The 19,178-nt window shown below is 63.2% G+C and carries 14 protein-coding genes and 3 pseudogenes; 8 read left to right on the top strand and 9 right to left on the bottom strand.

What is annotated here, in order from left to right; genetic code table 11:
- From PO883_RS32110 to PO883_RS32120, 3 genes and pseudogenes are all read left to right on the top strand, one after another.
- Nucleotides 1-443: hypothetical protein (locus tag PO883_RS32110; RefSeq protein WP_289313396.1), on the top strand; the 443-nt coding region annotated here is incomplete at its 5' end.
- A gap of 53 nt (nt 444-496) precedes the next feature.
- Nucleotides 497-1,417 carry a hypothetical protein gene (locus PO883_RS32115; protein WP_289313397.1) on the top strand — a complete coding sequence of 307 codons (921 nt, stop codon included), beginning with the start codon at nt 497-499 and terminating at the stop codon, nt 1,415-1,417.
- A gap of 335 nt (nt 1,418-1,752) precedes the next feature.
- Nucleotides 1,753-1,944, top strand: a pseudogene (locus tag PO883_RS32120) (type II toxin-antitoxin system MqsA family antitoxin); the annotation flags it as partial.
- Between the two features lie 60 nt (nt 1,945-2,004).
- Here PO883_RS32120 and PO883_RS32125 read toward each other — a convergent pair.
- The 4 genes from PO883_RS32125 to PO883_RS32140 all read right to left on the bottom strand — a co-directional run bounded on the left by PO883_RS32125 (nt 2,005) and on the right by PO883_RS32140 (nt 4,386).
- The gene (locus PO883_RS32125; RefSeq protein ID WP_289313398.1) at nt 2,005-2,214 is read right to left on the bottom strand and encodes a ribbon-helix-helix protein, CopG family; all 210 of its coding nucleotides are present in this window, start codon (nt 2,212-2,214) and stop codon (nt 2,005-2,007) included.
- A 268-nt stretch (nt 2,215-2,482) separates the two neighbouring features.
- Nucleotides 2,483-3,073: a hypothetical protein gene (locus tag PO883_RS32130; RefSeq protein ID WP_289313399.1), complete on the bottom strand. Its 591-nt coding sequence runs from the start codon at nt 3,071-3,073 to the stop codon at nt 2,483-2,485.
- A 490-nt stretch (nt 3,074-3,563) separates the two neighbouring features.
- The gene (locus PO883_RS32135) at nt 3,564-4,112 is read right to left on the bottom strand and encodes a RepB family plasmid replication initiator protein (protein WP_289313400.1); all 549 of its coding nucleotides are present in this window, start codon (nt 4,110-4,112) and stop codon (nt 3,564-3,566) included.
- Nucleotides 4,113-4,116: 4 nt separating this feature from the next.
- Nucleotides 4,117-4,386, bottom strand: a complete 270-nt coding sequence (locus PO883_RS32140) for a hypothetical protein (protein ID WP_289313401.1) — start codon at nt 4,384-4,386, stop codon at nt 4,117-4,119.
- A gap of 131 nt (nt 4,387-4,517) precedes the next feature.
- On the opposite strand from PO883_RS32140, the gene PO883_RS32145 reads away from it, so the two are divergent.
- Nucleotides 4,518-4,820 (top strand): helix-turn-helix domain-containing protein, encoded by a 303-nt coding sequence (locus PO883_RS32145; RefSeq protein ID WP_289313402.1) that lies wholly within the window; start codon nt 4,518-4,520, stop codon nt 4,818-4,820.
- A 61-nt stretch (nt 4,821-4,881) separates the two neighbouring features.
- On the opposite strand, the pseudogene PO883_RS32150 reads toward PO883_RS32145, so the two are convergent.
- Nucleotides 4,882-5,205 (bottom strand): annotated as a pseudogene (locus tag PO883_RS32150) (integrase); the annotation flags it as partial.
- Here PO883_RS32150 and PO883_RS32155 point away from each other — a divergent pair.
- Nucleotides 5,197-5,479 (top strand): annotated as a pseudogene (locus tag PO883_RS32155) (type I restriction enzyme endonuclease domain-containing protein); the annotation flags it as partial. The pseudogenes PO883_RS32150 and PO883_RS32155 sit on opposite strands and share 9 nt — an antisense overlap.
- Nucleotides 5,480-5,769: 290 nt before the next feature.
- Nucleotides 5,770-8,139, top strand: a complete 2,370-nt coding sequence (locus tag PO883_RS32160) for a hypothetical protein (RefSeq protein ID WP_289313403.1) — start codon at nt 5,770-5,772, stop codon at nt 8,137-8,139.
- A gap of 183 nt (nt 8,140-8,322) precedes the next feature.
- Here the strand turns inward: PO883_RS32160 and PO883_RS32165 are convergent, their stop codons facing one another.
- The 3 genes from PO883_RS32165 to PO883_RS32175 form a co-directional block, all read right to left on the bottom strand.
- Complete coding sequence (locus PO883_RS32165; protein WP_289313408.1) at nt 8,323-9,459, bottom strand: AAA family ATPase; 1,137 nt, start codon at nt 9,457-9,459, stop codon at nt 8,323-8,325.
- 8 nt (nt 9,460-9,467) lie between these two features.
- Nucleotides 9,468-10,352, bottom strand: coding sequence for an RNA ligase family protein (locus PO883_RS32170; RefSeq protein WP_289313404.1), 885 nt, complete (start codon nt 10,350-10,352; stop codon nt 9,468-9,470).
- Nucleotides 10,353-10,662: 310 nt separating this feature from the next.
- On the bottom strand, nt 10,663-12,027 hold the full coding sequence (locus tag PO883_RS32175; RefSeq protein WP_289313405.1) for a DUF1565 domain-containing protein: 1,365 nt from the start codon (nt 12,025-12,027) through the stop codon (nt 10,663-10,665).
- Between the two features lie 398 nt (nt 12,028-12,425).
- On the opposite strand from PO883_RS32175, the gene PO883_RS32180 reads away from it, so the two are divergent.
- Both PO883_RS32180 and PO883_RS32185 read left to right on the top strand, forming a co-directional pair.
- Entirely contained in the window at nt 12,426-17,435 is a 5,010-nt protein-coding gene (locus PO883_RS32180; protein ID WP_289313406.1) for a hybrid sensor histidine kinase/response regulator, read from the top strand.
- A gap of 95 nt (nt 17,436-17,530) precedes the next feature.
- Entirely contained in the window at nt 17,531-17,785 is a 255-nt protein-coding gene (locus PO883_RS32185; RefSeq protein ID WP_167088657.1) for an NHLP-related RiPP peptide, read from the top strand.
- 22 nt (nt 17,786-17,807) lie between these two features.
- On the opposite strand, the gene PO883_RS32190 is transcribed toward PO883_RS32185, so the two are convergent.
- Nucleotides 17,808-18,956: a putative peptide maturation dehydrogenase gene (locus PO883_RS32190; RefSeq protein ID WP_289313407.1), complete on the bottom strand. Its 1,149-nt coding sequence runs from the start codon at nt 18,954-18,956 to the stop codon at nt 17,808-17,810.
- Nucleotides 18,957-19,178: the final 222 nt, after the last annotated feature.

Raw genomic sequence — 19,178 nt, forward strand, 5'->3', positions numbered from 1 at the left:
AGTGCGAAAAAGAACTGGAAAAATATCCCGTCCATGCGCACAAAAATAAAGGCGACCACATTCTTGCGGGAAGTAAAAAACAGTCACACCACGTAGTACAGAACGCACAGTTCATGAAGAACGGCAAAGCTGTCGCGACGATATGCGAGAACTACAAGTATGGCGATGCTCCTTGTATCCCGTTAAAAGGGCCTTCGACAGACCGAACAACGCCGCATGGCCGTGCGACGAAAATGCAGGAAGCTGATGCCCTGGCATCGAAAGCAAGTGGTGTTCCGATAACATACGGAGACGCGAAAAAAAACTCTCGAAAACAGTTGCTGCACGCGGGCCTTACGCCCGAAGAAGTCGAATGCGTCATGATGGTTGTAGATGCCATGATCCGAGCAATGTGCGAAGACATTACGGACAGTACCATCCTACGTACACCAGGCGGCGACTAGCCAAGTAAACTATATGGTTTGGGAATTTTGCAAAAACATCTGGAGGTAACTAAATGAGCATGAGTAAAAATGTCGATGAAGGAAGTCCGGGACGAGAAATCCAATCGGCACTGCTCGATGTGGTCAGTGGTGATGCAACGGGCGACTATCTCGTGTTGGGAAACTGGAACTATGAACCGGTCGATCCATCTGAAATTACGGCTTGCATCGTTTCGGTCCGGTCCTTGCCTCAGCATCTAGAGTGGAAGGTACTGTTCAGTATAGAAAACTGGGTATTAACCATGAGCCGCCTCGCGCCAACGAGCTATTTTCTGGGGACCTCACATGGCGACCTGATCCGCGTTAACAAAGGTGTCCAGCAAACCTACGAGACCGGTGTTATGGGAGTCGATACCATCTCGGGCAATAGCGACACCGATTGCTGGCTCGCGCACGGTGCCGGTCTGTCCCATTGGGATGGGAAAAAAATAACTCAAACGGTAGCGTCCGATGCAGTGCTTGGGGTGCATTGGTTGGCGGCCGATTTTGCCGTTGCAGTCGGCGATAAAGGACTAGTGAAGCGGTTCGACGGGTTACGCTGGCATGAAGTAGAGTCGTCTCCGATCAATACGACCTTGGTAACGGCACTATGTATTTCGCGCAAGGAAATTTATGTTGGCGGCTGGGATGGGGTGCTGTACCGGTGGGACGGAAGTGATCGCTGGCAAAAGATCGAGATAGTAAATGAGGATGGCGAAGCAGACGATGCAGTTCAGAGCATTGTTCAGTTTAAGTCCTGTTTGTACGCTTGCCTTGGCGCATCGGGCCTGTACAAGATTCAGGGACAGCGTGCGGGCAAGGTCAGTGATTTTTATAGCGGTCGCGGCACAGTTATCGCTGACAAGTTGATTTTGACCGGATGGGACTCGTTTGCCGAGTTTGATGGATTTCGTTGGAAACAAACGTCGATCAAGCTGCCGTCTGCGACACCGTAGCGGACCAATCACGCGATGCCTCCAGGCAGCCGTTTTAATGACATACGTTTGCTAGTGAGTGACAGTCCCTCGTTGATATTGTGGTGTACCTTTCTGAGCATAATCCGATGAAAAAACCCTATGCAATCTCGCTTTATCGGTATAAAAAACTCGACGGAGAATCGGTGCAACTTGGATGGTGAGTGTCGATCCGGCGACGTGGCTATATGGTCGACCGCCGACTCAATGCCGAGCAATTTGGGGGAATGGACGCAGCAATGCTGGCTGCGATTGCTTTCCGTGCGACACTATCGGTCATGACGACGTGTTGATTGTGTCCTTCAAGGAGTATGAATATGAAATGTCCTATTTGTGGCGCGGCCGAACTGGTCCGCGACACCCGCGACCTTCCCTACACCTACAAGGGTGAAAGCACCGCCATTGCAGCAGTGACGGGGGAATTTTGCCCAGCCTGCGCCGAGTCCGTTTTGGATGCAGCGGAATCGAGCCGCGTCATGAGTGAGATGAGTGCCTTCGTGCGAAGAATCCTGAGGCAACGCGGTCGTGTAGTGCTGCCCTTACATAACGATGGAGGCCGATGATTTCGCTCATAGCTCGACGAACTCCGTTTGCATCTTCTCGGTCTTCGGAACAACCAGACCCAGCTTGAGGCCGCGTTGCTTGCCCTCCAGCGCGGCGAGATAGAGCTGCAACGCCTTTCGCATCAGCTCGCTCCTGGTGGTCGCGTTCGCCTCTACTGCCTTGTCAATGTCCCTGTTGAGGTCATCAGAGAGGACTACATCGAATTGTGCTGACATGATCGAATCTCCCTCGCGAATGATGCAGTGATTATGTGCGTAGTTGAGAATCAGGGCAAGCCTCAGGAAACGGCGGTGGATCAACGATCAGCGACGCACGTTAGTTTGTGATGGCGATGGGCGGCGTCACACAAGTACGTCCTGCAATGTCGCCTGCAAGCTCTAAAAGCCTCCCTACGCCGTCGATGACCCTGCCCTATGGAAAAGGTCGACCAAGTATCCCCGGCGCCCCTGGCAGCTTGTAGGGCACCCTGCTCGGCTTTCCAGGTCAATCTCCCAACCGCCCGCGATGCAGGTGACGGACCAATATCACTTTCAAGCTCTTGTCGCCAGCCGACGCCCATGCTTCGATTTCAAGGTTTTTCCCCACAAGCCGGCCTATCGGATTTGCTGTGTACTTCAAAAGCGCGATTGACTCATCGAATCTACCCATCATTCGCAGGAGTTCTACGCGGTGCATTGGGGCGTCATCAGTCGCTTCCAGCAATTCCAAGAGTCGCCTCATGTTTTCCTCACGCGCGATGGTGGACAGGGCAGGCTCACGCCTGGACCGTGTTCCGTCATCGAGCACTCGCTCATGATCGTTGCTTTGCCACCAAATATGGCGTCGCAGATATAGTTCGCGGGGTGGGGAGAGTGCGCCCGTGTGTTCCATCTTGCTGTCCACGGTGAGGCTCCGCAACGGCCTGCCACGCTGTGCGTCCTTCCATTCCACAGGAACTTCGCGCCACGCCTGCTCGGCGCCAAGGTGGCCATGTTTATCCCCATTCCACCTGGCGATCACGCGTGCGAGCGGTCCGATTTCAGGCGGCTGTCGGGGCAAAATCCCCACAGGCTCGTAGCAGTCGTCGAGCCACAAAATTGTTGAGCATTTCGGGCAACCGATGACCGAACACATAGCAACCAAACCGCTCTCTGCCTCTCCACCATCCGACCACATAGTGGCTGTGGCCATAGGGCGAAATGAGGCGAGCCGCGCCCACGTCAGCAGAGTCCCGCAGGACGGGCATTTATACACAGCAGGAGGCGTAAAGCGAGTCATAGTGGTATGGACGAGAGCAAACAAAAAGACAGCACAGCAGATAATGCCGGGCTATCACGTTGGACCAAGGTGCCAGCGGCCTTTAGCCGGCGTACGGTATCGTGAGGGGCATGACCTCTCCAGTATCGATCTTGCCGATGAGCCATGCAGTTAGCGCACCGATGTCACGCGTCGTAAAGTCATGGAACTTAGAACGTGACATCCTGCGCCACGGCTCCTCAGTATCCGTCAATTCGATCAGCCTATCTGCGTGCTCGGCTGACACTAGCCTTTTTAAACGCTTCTTTACCCGCTGCAACAGGCGTGATCACTGGATGACTCTACGGGGACGCCCCGGTTTGAGCTTGCTCTTTGGTTTCGTTGGCTTCAATACGACCAGAAGGTTGTGGTCACGGCATTCGTGTTTTTCTTTCAGGCTGATGAAAGACGGAGTGCCGCTCGCGCTGCCCGCTGACTGCGTAAGCGCGGCCAAAAGATGCTCAACAAAAGTGCCAGTGAAATTCAGCTCGAAACAGTCGTCGTGAGTGCGGATACTTGAGGCCCACGCGAACTGCAATTCGGTGCCATTGCCGAACTCAATTTCTACCGTTCGGTAAAAGAGCGCTTCGGCGGCCGCACCAAGGCGTCGATATGCCACGTTCCTCTGCAAGCCGCCATGTTGAGCAAACTCAGCGACAGGTAGCAGCACTGGCATGCCTCTATGCGCCGTCGTGCGAGGGTCGCGCGAGAGGCCTGCCGCCAGCCTGTAAAGAATGTATCGCTCGTCGTCGGATAGATTTCTTGCACTGCGGGCGATGGCGTCCGTGGGGTCGATGTCTCGGGCATGGTCAACATCGCCGGTCCAGGTGATCTGCATGTTGCTACACGCAAGTGAAGTGCAACGTCGTCTGTGGAAACTGCCCCAACGACCGTGGTGTATCACTCTCTTTGGTGATCTGCATGGCCTTCCCCTGCCCAGCGCAGAACGCCCCGGCCTCCTTGAATGTCGCCGCCTTAATAGTCCCCAGAGATGCAGCCGGGCTGTTGTCCTCGCGGACGATCATGTATGCGTCCTTGCCAGTGGGGACGACCCCGGTAGTAGATGCGCAACCAATCAAAGTGACGGCCGTGACGAGGCTAAACAATTTCATGAATACGACCTTTTTTGAAAGTTAAGTTGCTACTTAAATATGAAATTCGGATCACCTGCGCGGGAATACTAAGTAATCCTTAGTGTAGAGTCAACAAAATACTCAGATTATCTTAGCCTTTAGGGCCAAGAATGTCGGTATTTACGAAGAGGTTAAAACAGGCCCGCTTGGAAGCCGGTTTGTCCCAAGAGCGGTTGGGCGTGCTTGCCGATGTGGACGAGATGTCTGCGAGTGCTCGGATGAATCAGTATGAACGTGGCAAACACGAACCTGACTTTTCGATGGTGGAGCGGATCGCCAAGGCACTTAACGTACCTGAGTCATACTTTTACGCCAAGGATGACGAGGCTGCTTGGCTGCTCGTGGTATTTCATCGAATGACGCCTCCCGACCGGCAAAAATTGATCAATGACGTGCGCGGTATGATGTCCTAATAATCTTGTGCCAGGAGGCCCATCGGGCAACCCGGCACTCCACCTAAAGTCCTCGGCGTGGTTACGTCGATGGACTCAGGCGCGGGGCAGGTACGTCGGGAGTGAAGTCTACTTTCGCTTGTTCCAGAACCCAGCTCTCGATTTGGTCGTGCCATTTGCGTAGCCGATCAAGGCGGCGGCGACGGTAGTGTTTTTCGGCCAATGCGCTAGGCTTGTGGCCCATGATCTGGGCGGAGATGCCGCTTGGCATTTCGACCCATTCACTTAGACTGCCAAACGACCGTCGCAGGCCATGAAGCGATACGTGCGGCAGCCCGGCCACGACCAGCGCTTTCGTGTGTGCTCTTCGAGGCTCCGCCAGCCTCCCATCAGCAGCCTTAACGCTGACGAGTTGGCTTTTTACGAAGCGCTGGCAAATAACGAGGAATCAGTGCGGGAACTGGGCGACGAGACGCTCAAGAAAATTGCACACGAACTGGCCGAGAGCCTACGCAAAAAACGCTAGTATGGACTGGGCTGTACGTGACAGCGTGCACGCGAAGCTACGCCTGATGGTCAAGCCCATCCTACGCAAATACAAGTATCCGCCGACAAAGCAGGACGAAGCTGTGCAGATGGTGATGGATCAGGCGGAGACGCTGAGCGCCGAATGGGACTGACAAGAATACGCAGCCACCCAGTTGCGAGGAACGCTTTTAGGACATGAGCGAACTGAACGGCCGAGAAAAACTGGGCGTTAGGTGAAATATGGACTTTGCAGGCAGCCGCCAAGACACCGTGGGGCATTTGTGTGGCTGAAATACAACCAAGATCACACCGCCCGTTTTCGCGGTATTTTTTGCGGTACAAGACCCTCACATAACCGCCAAGAGTGAGCATCCATGCAGTTCTTCGGCTGAAATTCGATTCCGGCATCCGGACCCCAACACTTCATTTCAATGGATACCACGTGGATAACGACGCTCCCGGCGCGGAACCTCTGCGCATTGCGCCCGGCTACGCGGCACTGCAACTGGCCGCCGCCCTGCGCACCAGCACCGACCACCCCGACCCGCAGGGGCGCGAACGCGCGCGCGGCAAGGTGCGGCAGTGGGAGCAGGTCATGGCCGGCATGTTGACGGGATCGATCGACGTCGGCTCGCGCACCCCGCTGGCCGGGGTTCCCGCCTGGGTCACGCCCGATATCGTCAAGGGTGGCTTCGCCACAGGCGACTTCAAGGCTGGCGGCGCCTTGCTCGGCCACGAACTGCAGACATTGGCCGCAGCCGGCATGGCGCCCGTGCCCGATGCGCGCCGTTGGCTCAACGCGCGCCTGCTGACCGACGACGGGATGGCGGGTCTGTACGCCCTGCTCGACTCAGGCTGCTACGACGTCAACGTGCCCGAGGAAGGCGCCTTGCTGGTCGTGGCCTGGCTCACCCGCCATGGCAAAGCGGATGCGGCGCGCGAGGTGCTCAGCGCAATCGCGCCCTGGTTCGACCGCTTGCGTTTTTTTCCGGCGCCCGCCGCGCAAGCACGCCGCTTCGGCGAGCGCGTCTTTCTCAAGCCGGTGCGTGAGGTGGCGCTGGCCTTGCACAAACGGCGCGCACCGAACCGCCGCATCATGACGCAGCGCGATACCGTGCGCGTGCTGCTGCCGTTGTACGACCGCGCGGTCCAGCTGTTCATCGAGAGCGTCGAGGGCGAGCCGCCGTCGATCGATATCGATGCCAACGGCGCATGGCGCGACGGCGTCAGCGGCAAATTCCGCATCGCCGGCGGCTGGCCGTGCCGCCACTATCCGGCCCGATGGCATGCGCGCGGCGAGGCCCTGCTGCACGAGTGGTCCGGGCACAGCGTGACCCGGCGCAAGGACGATAGCGCGGCGCAACTGCTCGACTATCTGCGCATTTGCGTGATGGAGCCGGCCGCTCTGAGCGGGCGCGACGTCGGCAAGATACGTCTCATCCTGGCCAGATACATTAGCAAGCGCGGCCGCCCCGGATCGGCCCAATGCGCCGCGCTGCGCAGCGAACAGGCCAGGCAGGCCAGAGGCGTGCCGCACCATCTGCTGGCCGGCGTGCTGGCCGACCGCCTGCGCGCCTATCCGCAGGAAGGCGGAATCGATGATCTGGCGCCGCTCAGCGTGACGGTCACCGCGGCCGAAGCGGCCAATCTCGGCGAGGGAGCCGGCAGCGCGATCCCGCCCTCCCTGCTCGCCAAGCTGTGGCGCTGCCACATCGATACCATCGCGGCGCTGGTCGAACACGGCATCATCCGCTCGGCCGAGGCCTTGGCCACGGTGCTTCCGCAATTGAGCGCCGCCATCAACGGCGCGGCGATCGAAGACCCTTCGCTCAAACACCTGTACGGCGCGCTGTACCATGCATTCCGGCGCCGCCGCTCTGTGCTGCTGCAGAATCTGGCGCATCAGGTGCAGCTGCATGAACTGCCGTGGATCGCCGCCGTCAACGCCGAGCGGCAACACGGCTTGCAGCCCCGCACGCTGGCCCGCAGGACGCTGGAAGAAATCGCGGTGCTGACACTGACCTCGTTCCCGCAGACGATGATCCCCAATCCGCTGGTGCAGGAAATGAGCGCGCTGGCGGGGAGCGCGGGACTGGACTTGCCGCTGGTGGAAGAACTGGCCGCCGATATATTCGAGGGCACATTCTCGCCCAAATTCAGCAGGGTGGCCGCGCAGGCGAGCACGCTGCTGGAGGACAGTTTGTACTGCCGCTATTACGGCATCGATGCGGGACAGCGCAGCTACTTGCGTGAACTCGTGCAGCCGGCCAAGGCGCCGGTCCACGCCCGGACCTACATGAAAGAGCTCATTCGCCTATGCGAAAAGCGCGCGGGCATCCGCAGCAACGGCGGCGTGACCGGCAATGCCATGATGATCGAGCAGCAGCAGATCCTCACCACCCAGAACCTGGCCGCGCTGGTATCGTCGCTCGGACTGGGCGACGAGCTGCGGCCCCGATTTTACGGCATGGCGCAGCAATGCTTCGAGTGGATCTGCCGCGACCAGCAAGCCGGGCGCGACGAGTGTGACGTTGAACTACTGCGCGCGATCAGGAATGCCGCATACGCGTGGCGCCAGATGATCTTCTTCCTGTCGCTGGCCCCTGCCCCGGCCACCGCCGAATTGATCGCCTGGGCGCATGCTCATCTGGCGCAACAGTCGCCACGCTTGCGCAAACGCCTCGCCCCTGCCATGGCAGGGCTGGAACTGGCCGCCGCTCATCGCTCGCTGGACGAACCGGAAAATCTGGCGAGCGGTGCGCGCAGACTGCTGGGATATTCATGCACGCCTCACTGGATGCTGGCCGTGTGAACACGACGCTGTCCGGTGCCCGGGCGGGCCGGCGGCTTCGAACGGATCAGTGACCGGCTCGTCCGCGTTGGGAGGCGCCATGCTTATCCACGGCGCACCTGCGCGCGGGCTGACAAACCATGCCCCTTCCAGCGGCGCCGGACCGACACAATAGCGTGACCAACCGGCCGACAGTGCACTCGGCTAGGCGAAATAGCGCACCACATGCGCCTCGCTCGGCAACGGCACTTCCCACTTGAACAGCATGCGTTCGATCGCCTTGTTGGGCAGGCTGGTGTCGCGTTGCGTATTGCGCTTGAAGATGACCTGCGGCGGCTGCTCCAGGTACACCAGTTCGACCTCGGCATCGTAGGCATACAGCAGGTCGAGCGTCTTCTTGCGCATCTGCGCGCTCAGGTGCGTGGTGTTCCACACGAACGGCGCTTTTTCGCGCAGCATCTCCTTGGCGAAATCGACCGCCCGGTGCGCCACGGCGCCTTCATTGGCGCCGTGGCGCAGCCCCAGCTCTTCGCGCGCATCGTCGATCGACACCACCGGCAAGCGCGCCCGGTTGGCCGCCACCCAGTGGTTTTTGCCCGACGCCGGCAAGCCCGACATCACCGTCACGCGCGAACCCGCATTCTGGTGATGCACGAAATCGGGCGCGATGCCGGCGCCGCGCATGTACGACAGGCGCGTGTGCGGGTCCGCGAATGCTTTCTGGGTGCCGTAGCAGCCTTCCTCACGCGCCATTTCGCGAAACAGCTCGATATCGACCAGGCAGTCATCCTTCTTTTCGTACCAGCGCCCTTCCATATCCGCCTGCGCCATCGCGGACAGCAGGCGCAGGTCCAGTTCATGCGAGAGCTTGCGGATCAGGAACTCGGCCGACTGGCCGTTCTTGTTCCCCGCCAGCGCAAAGAATGGCAGCTGGTGCACGGTGATGATGCGGCAAATGTGCTCGCGCACGGCGAACGGCACGCCGGCATGCCAGCACAGGATGCGCGCATCGATCGCGCCGCGCTTCGAGTGGCCCGGTTGCCCGATGCGGCCACTGTCAGGATCGATGACGGTCGTCGCCGGCTTGGCGATATCGTGCAGCAGCGCGGCGTAGAACAGGATGAAGCGCTCCTCGCCGCTGCCGTCGATGTACTCGCCCCCGCGCATCAGGGCCTCGATCACCATCCGCGTGTGAATCCACACGTCGCCCTCGGCGTGGTAGTACGGGTCCTGCGGTGTCGTTGCCAGCAAGGCCAGCGCGGGAATCGCGTGCAGGAACCAGGCCCAGTCGGGCGCCTGGCCGGGCGCCGGCACGTGCGCCGCCATGGCTGTATAAGTCAGTTTGTCCATCAAATGGCTCCTTCGGTTACCAGGCCCAGGTCTTCCCACGTCGTGCTCAGGCGCGGGGCGTACATGTCGACCCCGGGCGCCAGCTGATTGGGCACATAGGGCTGCTGAGAGTGGTGCATCTTCGAGTCCAGGATCGCTTGCACGAAGTCGCTCCTGACCCACTTGTAGCGTTCAGTGACCACGCCCTCTTCCTCGACCTTGATGTACAGGCCTTCGGCCAGATCGGACTTGTCGGCCTGGGCCCAGCACTTGGCCAGGTCCAGCCCTTCGCGGGCGACGGTCGCTTCAAAGTCGCCCTGCCACGCCGCCGTCTTGGCCAGCGAAAAGCGGATCAGGGCCAGCAGGTCGGCCAGCTTGCGCGGCGCCACTCCCGCATACAGCACCGGCACCGCCAGCACCGGCGCCTCGCCCAGCAGGACGGCGCGCGCGGCGGTCGACAGGAATACCCGCTTGTCGCGGTCGTAGATGTCGAACTCGCAGAACAAGTGCGGCAGATGGTTGTAGAAGACGCTGTGCTTCTTGCCCATCCACTCGCCATACATCACGTAACGGTCGCCCAGGCGCGCGATCAGCGCGCTCTCGTGGGCGGCGGCCCAGCGCTTGAAGATGCTGAACTGGCGTTCGCGCCCACCGCCGGCCAGGTAGTGGCCGCGGCTTTGCAGCAGCAGTTCGGCGCCTTCGCTGAAGCTCACGCCGGCGTTGGCGCCGTCGAGTTTTTCTTCGACGACGATGTAACGCCCGGCCAGCGCGGCATAGGCCGCGCGCGGATCGTTGCGCTTGCCCGGCTTGTCGAAACCGGTGTCGCCCTGCTGCAGTTGCGAGCCTTCCAGGTGACGCGTGGAAGGGTATTTGTGTAATTCCAGATTGTGAACGAAGTTCGTCATGATGCGCTCCAGGGTGTAGATAGGAGCCGACGACAAAGGGAGAACTACGCCACGACAGCGATGGTCGTGGGAAAGCGGCATGCACAGCCTACCGGGCGCAAGCGAACACCAAACCCGGTCAGGTCAATCCGATATCGTCAGCAGATGGGTTGGCTGTGTACAGGCACGTGAGGTTCTCGATTCGGTAATGAGCTTGTCTTGCGAAGGCGCAGATACTAACCCGGCCCTGGCGCGGATGTAAAGAAAATAATGAACGCGGTTGGCGCGCCATCGGCCATCGCCGCTGGCGACGATGGCCGATGGCGCGCGCTCAGTGCTGGTAAGCGCCGATGTCAAAACCGGAAAACACATTGCGCGGACGGCCGTTGAAATCGGTGGCGGCGGCATGCACCGGCGTGGCGCGCCCGATCGCCGGCGAACTGGCGCTGAGGCTAAAGTTGGGCAAGGCGACCTTGGTGTCGCCGACGAACAGCGGCGCCGAGCTGACCGTGCCGCTGTGCACCACGCCGTCTTTGAGACGCCAGTCGTAGCTGATGTTCTTGTAGACCAGGTTATTCCGGTAGCTATTGTTGCGCCCCGTGCGGCCCTGCTCCGAGATGCCCATCCGGTTGTCATACACGATGTTGTTGTACACCGCCGTATGGTCGTTCGGGCCGGAGGTGTGATAAAAGTCGCCGCCGCCGACCACGATGCCGGTATTCGAGCCGGTCACCGTGTTGTTGGACACGACCACATCGCGCGCGTCATGCCACAAATGAATGCCGGCTTCGGCCACGCGGTAGACCACGTTGTTCTTGACGCTGCCCGTGGTGCTGACGTAGATGCCCTGCACGAAGCGGCAGCCGGCCGGGCCGATGTCGTGCACCAGGTTGGCGATCACCTGCCCCTGCACGCCGCGATAATAACCGTCCAGGCCGATCCCGGCGCCGCCGGCGCTGGTGCAGGCGGCGTCCTGCGCGATGTGATGCACATGGTTGCTGCGGATGGTGTCGTAGGAGCCGCCGTTGTAGATGCCGGTACTCCAGCGGGTGCCGCCGCGGTAGCTGCCGCCGTCAATGTCGAAGCCGACGATGTCGACGTAGTTGCCACGGTTATCCCACGCCGCCTTGGCGACGGAACGCTCCGGCGGCACGATCCGGGCGCCCCAGCGCCGGGTGGACACGAACGCAATCCGTGCATCGGGCCGGCCGCTGGCGGTGGTCCGGAAGCCGCCGCTGTAAGTGCCCGGCGCGACGTACACGGTCGTGCCCGGCGTGACGGCGCGCGCGGCCCGCGCCAGCGTGCGGAACGGCAGCGCGCGGGTGCCGGGATTGTCATCGGCGCCCTGCGGCGACACGTACAGCGCGCGCCCCCGCCTGGCGGTATGCGCCTGCCCGTCGCCGTCAGGCGCAAGGCCGGACCCGGCGAACCATGCGGACGCCACCTCAGGCACCTGCGCGGCATCGGGACCGATGGCGCCGGCCTGGTCGTCGCCGGCCGGATCGGTGCGCTCGGGATCGGCCGGCGTGGCCGCCGCCGGCGCGGCGGCGGCCACGCCGGCGGACGCCGTGCGGGCCGGGGCGGGAGCGTGTTCGTCGCTCCCGCCGCCGCCGCAAGCGCCAAGTAACAACGCGAAACCGCTGCAGGCTAGTGACACGGCACGATGCTCCAAAGTGATCAAGGCAATCTTACCCATGCGAAGTTCCTTTTCCAAAAGCGTGAATGCTAGGTTTGAGGCCGATCAAGCGCCAAGGTTCGGATTTTTTTCGAATTTTTTTCGCCAGTAACCAATGGCAACTTCACCGGCTGCGTCGCGCAACGCGCGCCGTTCCCGCTCGGTTTTGGATTATCGCAACATGTTGGTCCCTAAACGGCCGCGCAATATTGCCAAACGAATATGCGAACCCCGACCCGAATAGACAGTACACGGACAAGTGCGTATGCTTTCAGGAAAGGCGAGCCCGACGGGGGGACGCCGCGGCATCCGAATCCACCGACAGGAGCGCGTCCCGACTTGAACGTCCACGCTACAACAGTCCGTCGCCACACCCGCGCCTTCCGGCGCGCTCTCCGTTCCTGGCGCGCGGATCAACGATGACGCCCAGCACCCGTCCACACCGCCCGCACGGGTGCCCATGGCTGGTGCCATTGATTGCCGCCCTTGGCTTTTTTATTTGCATATCGGCAAGTTCGATAGCGGCGGCAGCTCCTGACCGCTGGGAAAAACTGGCCACCCCGCTGTTCGAGCACATCGGCCTGGAACAGGGCTTGCCGCACCCGGTCGCGATGGCGCTGGCGCAGGATGGCGACGGCTTCATCTGGATCGGCACCCAGCGCGGCCTGGCCCGCTGGGACGGCTACCGCATGCTCGCCTTCGTGCACAACGCAAGCGACCCGTATTCGATTCCCGCCGATTTCATCCAGGCCCTGCACGCGGACCGGCGCGGCCGCCTGTGGATCGGCACCGCCACCGGCGGGCTGGCCATGTACGACAAGGTCAACGAGCGCTTCATCCGCTTTCCGGCCGGCGCCGCCGGCCTGGCCGATGCCGCCATCAATGCCATCGCCAGCGACGGCGTGGGCGGGGTCTGGGTCGGCACGCCCTCGGGCCTCGATTACGTCAACCCGGCGCGCGCCTCGGTGCGCCACTACCGCCACGATCCGGGCGTGCCCGGCACCCTGCCGGACAGCCGTATCCGCGCACTGCACCTGGACCGCAAGGGCAACCTGTGGATCGGCACCAGCACCGGCCTGGCCCGGCGCGACGCCGCCAGCGGCCAGTTTGCGGCCATTCCGGTGGGCGCCGACGATGCCGGCGCGCCCTGGCGCGACGCGGTGCTCTCGTTCGGCGAAAACAGCCGCGGCCAGATCGCCTTCGGCACCCTGAAAAGCGGCATCGGCGTGGTCGACGCCGGCGCCATGCGCGCCCGGATCATGGAACTGTCGGGCGTCACCGACCCGCACGCCAACATGGTGCTGGCCATTACCGAATCCGTGCCCGGCCACTGGTGGGCCAGCACCTACGGCGGCGGCATCATCGACATTGAAGCCGACAGCGCCCGCGCGCGCCGCATCCTGCACCAGGCGGCCGTGCCATCGAGCCTGGCCAACGACCGCAGTGCCGCCCTGCTGCGCGACCGCAGCGGCCTGATCTGGATCAGCAATGAGCGCAGCGTCGATTTCCATGATCCCAACAACCGCGCGGTGGCCGCCGTGTTCGGCGCGCACGGCTTGCCCGAAGCGGCGGTCACCGCGCTGATGACCGATTCCGGCGGGCGCGTCTGGCTGGGCCTGGCCGACCAGGGCGTGGACCTGATCGACCCGGACGGCACCCGCAGCGCCGCCCTGCGGCCCGACCCGGCGCGCCTGGACAGCGCCCTGCCCAACCGGGTGCTGCTGGCGATGGCCGAGGCCACGCCGCAAGACGCCTGGATCGGCACCCAGCTCGGGCTGTACCGCACTTCCGAACAGGGGCGGCGCGTGGCGCGCATCGCGCTGCCGCAGGCGAACGCCTACCCGCGCATCGGCACCATCGCGCCGCAGGCCGGGCAGCTGTGGCTGGGCACCTTCGAGGGCTTGCTGCGCTACGACCCGGCCGCCAATACACTCAAGTCCTACGTGGCCAGTCCCGGCGGCCTGTCCGACAACCGCATCCAGGCCTTGATGACCGATCCGGGCGGCGCGCTCTGGATCGGCACCCGCAACGGCTTGAACCGGCTCGACCCGGCCACCGGCAAGATCGAACAGATCCTCGCCAATCCCAGCAACGAGAGCGCCCTGTCGGACCCGGTGATCAGCGCATTGGCCATGGATGGACGCGGGCGCCTGTGGGTGGCCACCCACGGCGGCGGCATCAACGTGCTCGAAATGCGCACCCCGCTCGGGGCGCCGGTATTCCGCCGCCTCGGCCTGGCCGACGGCTTGCCCAGCACCGCAGTGTCGGCCCTGCGCCTGGACCGCAGCGCGCGCATGTGGGCCACTACCGGCAACGGCATCGCCGTCATCGACAGCGGCAGTCTCAAGGCGCGTCCGCTGGCGCGCGCCGAAGGCCTCGGCTTTCCCACCTACTTCATCGGCGCGGCCGCCGCCACGCCGGAAGACGACCTGCTGTTCGGCGCCACCGGCGGCCTGACCGTGATCCATCCGGAGCGCCTGGCCAACTGGGAATACCGGCCGCCGCTGGCCATCAGCTCCCTGCGCACCGACGGCCATCCGGTGGCGGGCGCGCAAGTGCTGGCGCAGCGCGACAGCCGCCTGATCCTGCCGCCCGGGATCAAGGGCTTCGAGATCGAAGTGTCGGCGCTCGACTTTTCGGATGCGAAGCGCAACCGCTACGCCTTCCAGCTGGAGGGCTACGACCAGAGCTGGGTCGAGAACGACGCCAACCGGCGCGTGGCGGCCTACAGCAACCTGGCACCGGGCGCCTACCGCCTGCGCGTGCGCGGCGCCAACCGCGATGGCGTGTGGGCCGACGAAGAATTATCGATCCGGGTGCGCGTGCTGCCGGCCTGGCACCAGACCTGGTGGGCTTACCTGAGCTACGTGCTGGCCAGCGTGGCGGCCGTGTATGGCCTGTACCGCTGGCGCGTCAGCCAGCTGCAGCGCAGCCGCGCGGCGCTGCAGGCCGAGGTCTATTCGCGCACCCAGCACCTGGAAAAGCTCAACGCCATCGTCAAGTCGATCAACGAGCAGCTCGACTTCGACGCGCTGCTGCACACCATCCTGCGCGAATCGATGTTCATCAAGGGCATCGACGCCGCCTGGGCGCTGGTGCGCGAAGCCGACACCGACAACCTGGCGGTGCGCGCGATGTGGGACCGCAACGGCGGCACCCCGGTCGAAGAACGGATGGAACTGCTTGATGCCGAGGCGCGCTACGTCAACGCGGCCGAGAGGATCACCTCCGACATTTACCTGACCCGCACCGGCGCCACCCCGGGCCAGGCGGGCAACGCGCAGCTGGCGGTGCGCATCTGCATCGAGCAGCGCATCGAGGGCTTCCTGGTGTTCGAGAACCGCGCGCCCCAGGTACCGCTGGAAGATGGCGACCTGGCACTGCTCAAGGCCCTGAAAGAACCGTTCGTGTCGGCCTTCCAGAAGGCCAATGCGCTGCGCCTGATCGAACAGGCGCGTGCCCGCGCCGAAGCGGCCACGCGCGCCAAGAGCGAGTTCCTGGCCAATATCAGCCACGAAATCCGCACGCCGATGAATGCCATCCTCGGCTTCGCGGGTCTGGGCACCCACCTGGAGCTCGATGCCAAGCCGCGCGACTACTTCCGCAAGATCGCCCGGGCCGGCAACAACCTGCTCGACATCATCAACGATATCCTCGATTTTTCCAAGATCGAAGCGGGCAAGCTGGAACTGGAAGTGGTGCCCTTCGACCTGCCCGACACGCTGACCAATATCGTCGACCTGTTCGCCTGGCGCGCGGCCGAAAAGGAACTCGAACTGGTGATCTGGGCCGCACCCGACGTGCCCCAGATCTTGATGGGCGATCCGCTGCGCCTCGGCCAGGTGCTGATCAACCTGGTCGGCAATGCGCTCAAGTTCACCGCGCATGGCCACATCCAGCTGCGCGTGGAGCGCGACAAGGAGTGGAGCGGCGACGAGAACCAGGTGCGCCTGTGCTTCGCGGTCGAGGATTCCGGGGTCGGCATCAGCCCGGAGCAGCAGGAGCGCCTGTTCCAGGCCTTCGCCCAGGCAGACGCCAGCACCACCCGCATCTACGGCGGCACCGGCCTGGGACTGGCGATCTCGCAGCAGCTGGTGCGCAAGATGGGCGGCGAAATCGGCGTCGACAGCGAACTTGGCGCCGGCAGCCGCTTCCACTTCACCTTGACGCTGAACGTGGCGCCGGCGCAGGGCGGCGCGCGCCTGCAGGCCGGCGCCGGGGCGCGCGGCAAGAAAGTGCTGGTGGTGGACGACAGCGCGCCCACGCGCGAAATGCTGGAACTGCAGCTGCGCAGCTTCGGTTTTGACGCCAGCGCGGTCGGCTCGGGCGCCGCCGCCCTGTTCTCGCTGCAGCTCGAACCCTACGACCTGGTGCTGATGGACTGGAACATGCCCGACATGGACGGCCTGGAAACGGCGCGCCGCATCAAGGACGACCCGACCCTGGCGTCGATCCCGTCGATCATCATGGTGACCGCCTTCGCGCGCGACCATATCAAGGCGGCGGCCGAGGAAGCCGGCATCGGCGCCTTCCTGGTCAAGCCGGTCAGCGCCTCGCAGCTGCTCGACAGCGTGCTGGCGACCATGGGCTTCGACGCCGCCGTGCCGGGGCGCGACGCGGCGCCCTTCCCGTCCCAGGCCGCCGATCACATCTGCGGGGCGCACGTGCTGGTGGTCGACGACAACCTGGTCAACCAGCAGGTGGCCAGCGAGATCCTGCGCCGCGCCGGGGTGCACGTGGACCTGGCCGGCAACGGCGTCGACGCGGTGCGCATGGTCGACCAGGCCGACTACGACGCGGTGCTGATGGATATCCAGATGCCGGAAATGGATGGCTACCAGGCCAGCGCGCGCATCCGCGCCAACCCGCGCCATGCCGACCTGCCGATCATCGCCATGACCGCGCACGCGGTGGCCGGCTATCGCGACAGCTGCCTGGCGATGGGCATGAACGATTACCTGTCCAAGCCGATCGAGCCGGCCATCCTGTACACGGTGCTGGCCGGGTGGATCCACGCCGATCCGAACCGGGTGGCGGCCGAGAGCGCGCCGCCGCCCGAGGAAGGCGGCGTGCCGCGCGAGCTGCCCGGCATCGACGTGGAAGCGGCGCTGGCGCGCCTGGGCCACAACGGCCCGCTGCTCACGCGCTTGCTGACCATGTTCGCCAAGGATTTTACTGGCAGCCACGCCGCCATCGCGCAAGCTGTCGATAGCGGCGATCTGGACAACGCGGCGCTGCTGGTGCACAAGGTCAAGGGTGCGGCCGGCAATCTATCGGCCCAGCAACTGTATGGGTCGGCGGGCGAACTGGAACAATGTCTGATGGCTAAGGATGGCAAGACCGCAATGGAAATATTGCCTACTTTCCTACGCTTGTTCGACGAAGTGATGGACGGCGCCAACAGTCGGGAGAAAAACACACAGCTATGATTTCTAAACCTTGATACTGATCAATAACTGTCCTACCATGGCTAAGAGCTTCTCCTACGTGACTCATCATTTTCCTACACGAAAAGGCCCTTACCATGACAACCCACCTGCATAGCGACCTGGACTCCCTGCTGCATAAATTGTCCAGCGATGATGTATTCCGCGCACGCCTGCTGGGGGATCCGGTAGCGGCCCTCGGCAGCCTCGGCATTTCGCTGGAAGCCGGGCAGATTCCGTCCGAACGCTGCCTGGCTGCGAAGGATGCGATTGCCCTCGACCGGATGGCCTTCATGTCCAAGCTCGACAGCGCTGCCGGCGCGATTCCCTTCTTTTTGTCCGGCACCGCCTGAGCCGGGCGTTGCACCCTTCGCTTTACTCTTCATAACGCAATTCCAGCGTGGTCTGTCCGGCGGCTGCGACACCGCAGCCGCACACGGCGACCACCGCGTCCGACAAGGGATCGAGCCCGAACGCGCGCTCGACCGCTTTCTCGTTAATCGCCGCCGTCACGAAGGCCGGCATGCCCGCTTCGGTGGCCAATAAATAAAACGTTTGCGACAGGTGGCCGGCGTCGAGCATCATGGCGCGGTGCGCCTTGGCGTGGTTGCGGTACTTCCAGAAATTGCGCGCCACCCGCGCCGCCATCACCACCATCACCGGGGCATCGACGAACCAGTGCTGGTCGGCCACGAACTGGCGCGCCAGCTCGCTGGCGGCGGCCGCGTCGAGCGCCGCCAGCGGTTCGAGGGTGTGCTCGAGCGCGTGGTAGTGGTACAGCCCGGGCGCGATGCCCGGCACGCGCTGCACCAGCACATAGGCTTCGGTAGGATGCAGGCCGCCGGCCGAGGGACTGGTTTTCTTCAATACCACGGCTTCCTGGGCCACCATGCGCTCGGCCTGGGCGCCGAAGGTGCGCTGCAGCAGGCGCGCCAGCACGTCCAGTGGCAGCACGGCATCGGGATCGTAATTGCGGCCGGTGTAGCGCTGCAGCAGCTGGGCGTCGAGCGCTCCGCCCAAGGGCGGCGGCAGCTTGATCGCCTGCGCCGGATCGCCATGGCCGATGGCCGGCGGCGGCGGCGTGCCGTAGGCCTGCACCAGTTCCTCGAAGCTGGGAAAGTGCATGCCCTTGTCAACTTCCATGCCGTCCCAGCGGCTGAACATGTGGGCGGCGGCCGAGAGCGGGCGCCAGTGCTGGGCGCGCAGCAGGGCGTCGCGTTCGCGGGCGGGGTTGTCGGCCGGGTCGTCGTCGAGCAGGAGGCCGAGGGCGAGCAGGCTGTCGAGCATGGGGGCGCCAAACTGGCGCTCGGCGTCGGTGCGCTCGATCCAGGCGGTCTGGCCGATGGCGCCAAGGACGGCCACCTGGGCGGCGTCGATGGTGGTTTCGCGGTCCAGGTGCGGCGCCAGCGCCACCCAGCGCAGCGAGGCGCTGAGCGCCCCGGTACCGGAGAACAGGGCCGCCCAGTCGATGCCCAGGTCTTCGCGCGGTTCGATGAACAGGACTGCACAACGCCGTATCTTCATAAGGTCCGCCCTTTCGAGGCCGGGCGCTGCCCGGCGGGATGAGTGCTGGTATGAAGCAATATCATAGCCTGTGCGGGGCGGGGGCGCACGTGATTTGCGGAGGGGCAAACGGGGGCGACGTTACGGGTAAATGTTGACCGACTTATCCAAGCACTGTGATCATGGAAAAAAGTGAAATACTCAAGGTTGCGGCCCGGGGGCACTTACCGCTTGCGAAGTAGT

It is taken from the genome of Massilia sp. DJPM01 (genome assembly GCF_030348125.1).
GTDB classification, from domain to species: Bacteria; Pseudomonadota; Gammaproteobacteria; order Burkholderiales; family Burkholderiaceae_D; genus Telluria_A; species Telluria_A frigida.

What these genes read in the sequence shown, in the direction of transcription:
- PO883_RS32115 (WP_289313397.1), top strand. Translation starts at nt 497, where the DNA reads ATGAGCATGAGTAAAAATGTCGATGAAGGAAGTCCGGGACGAGAAATC.
- PO883_RS32125 (WP_289313398.1), bottom strand. Translation starts at nt 2,214, where the DNA reads ATGTCAGCACAATTCGATGTAGTCCTCTCTGATGACCTCAACAGGGAC.
- PO883_RS32135 (WP_289313400.1), bottom strand. Translation starts at nt 4,112, where the DNA reads ATGCAGATCACCTGGACCGGCGATGTTGACCATGCCCGAGACATCGAC.
- PO883_RS32140 (WP_289313401.1), bottom strand. Translation starts at nt 4,386, where the DNA reads ATGAAATTGTTTAGCCTCGTCACGGCCGTCACTTTGATTGGTTGCGCA.
- PO883_RS32145 (WP_289313402.1), top strand. Translation starts at nt 4,518, where the DNA reads ATGTCGGTATTTACGAAGAGGTTAAAACAGGCCCGCTTGGAAGCCGGT.
- PO883_RS32170 (WP_289313404.1), bottom strand. Translation starts at nt 10,352, where the DNA reads ATGACGAACTTCGTTCACAATCTGGAATTACACAAATACCCTTCCACG.
- PO883_RS32175 (WP_289313405.1), bottom strand. Translation starts at nt 12,027, where the DNA reads ATGGGTAAGATTGCCTTGATCACTTTGGAGCATCGTGCCGTGTCACTA.
- PO883_RS32180 (WP_289313406.1), top strand. Translation starts at nt 12,426, where the DNA reads ATGACGCCCAGCACCCGTCCACACCGCCCGCACGGGTGCCCATGGCTG.
- PO883_RS32185 (WP_167088657.1), top strand. Translation starts at nt 17,531, where the DNA reads ATGACAACCCACCTGCATAGCGACCTGGACTCCCTGCTGCATAAATTG.
- PO883_RS32190 (WP_289313407.1), bottom strand. Translation starts at nt 18,956, where the DNA reads ATGAAGATACGGCGTTGTGCAGTCCTGTTCATCGAACCGCGCGAAGAC.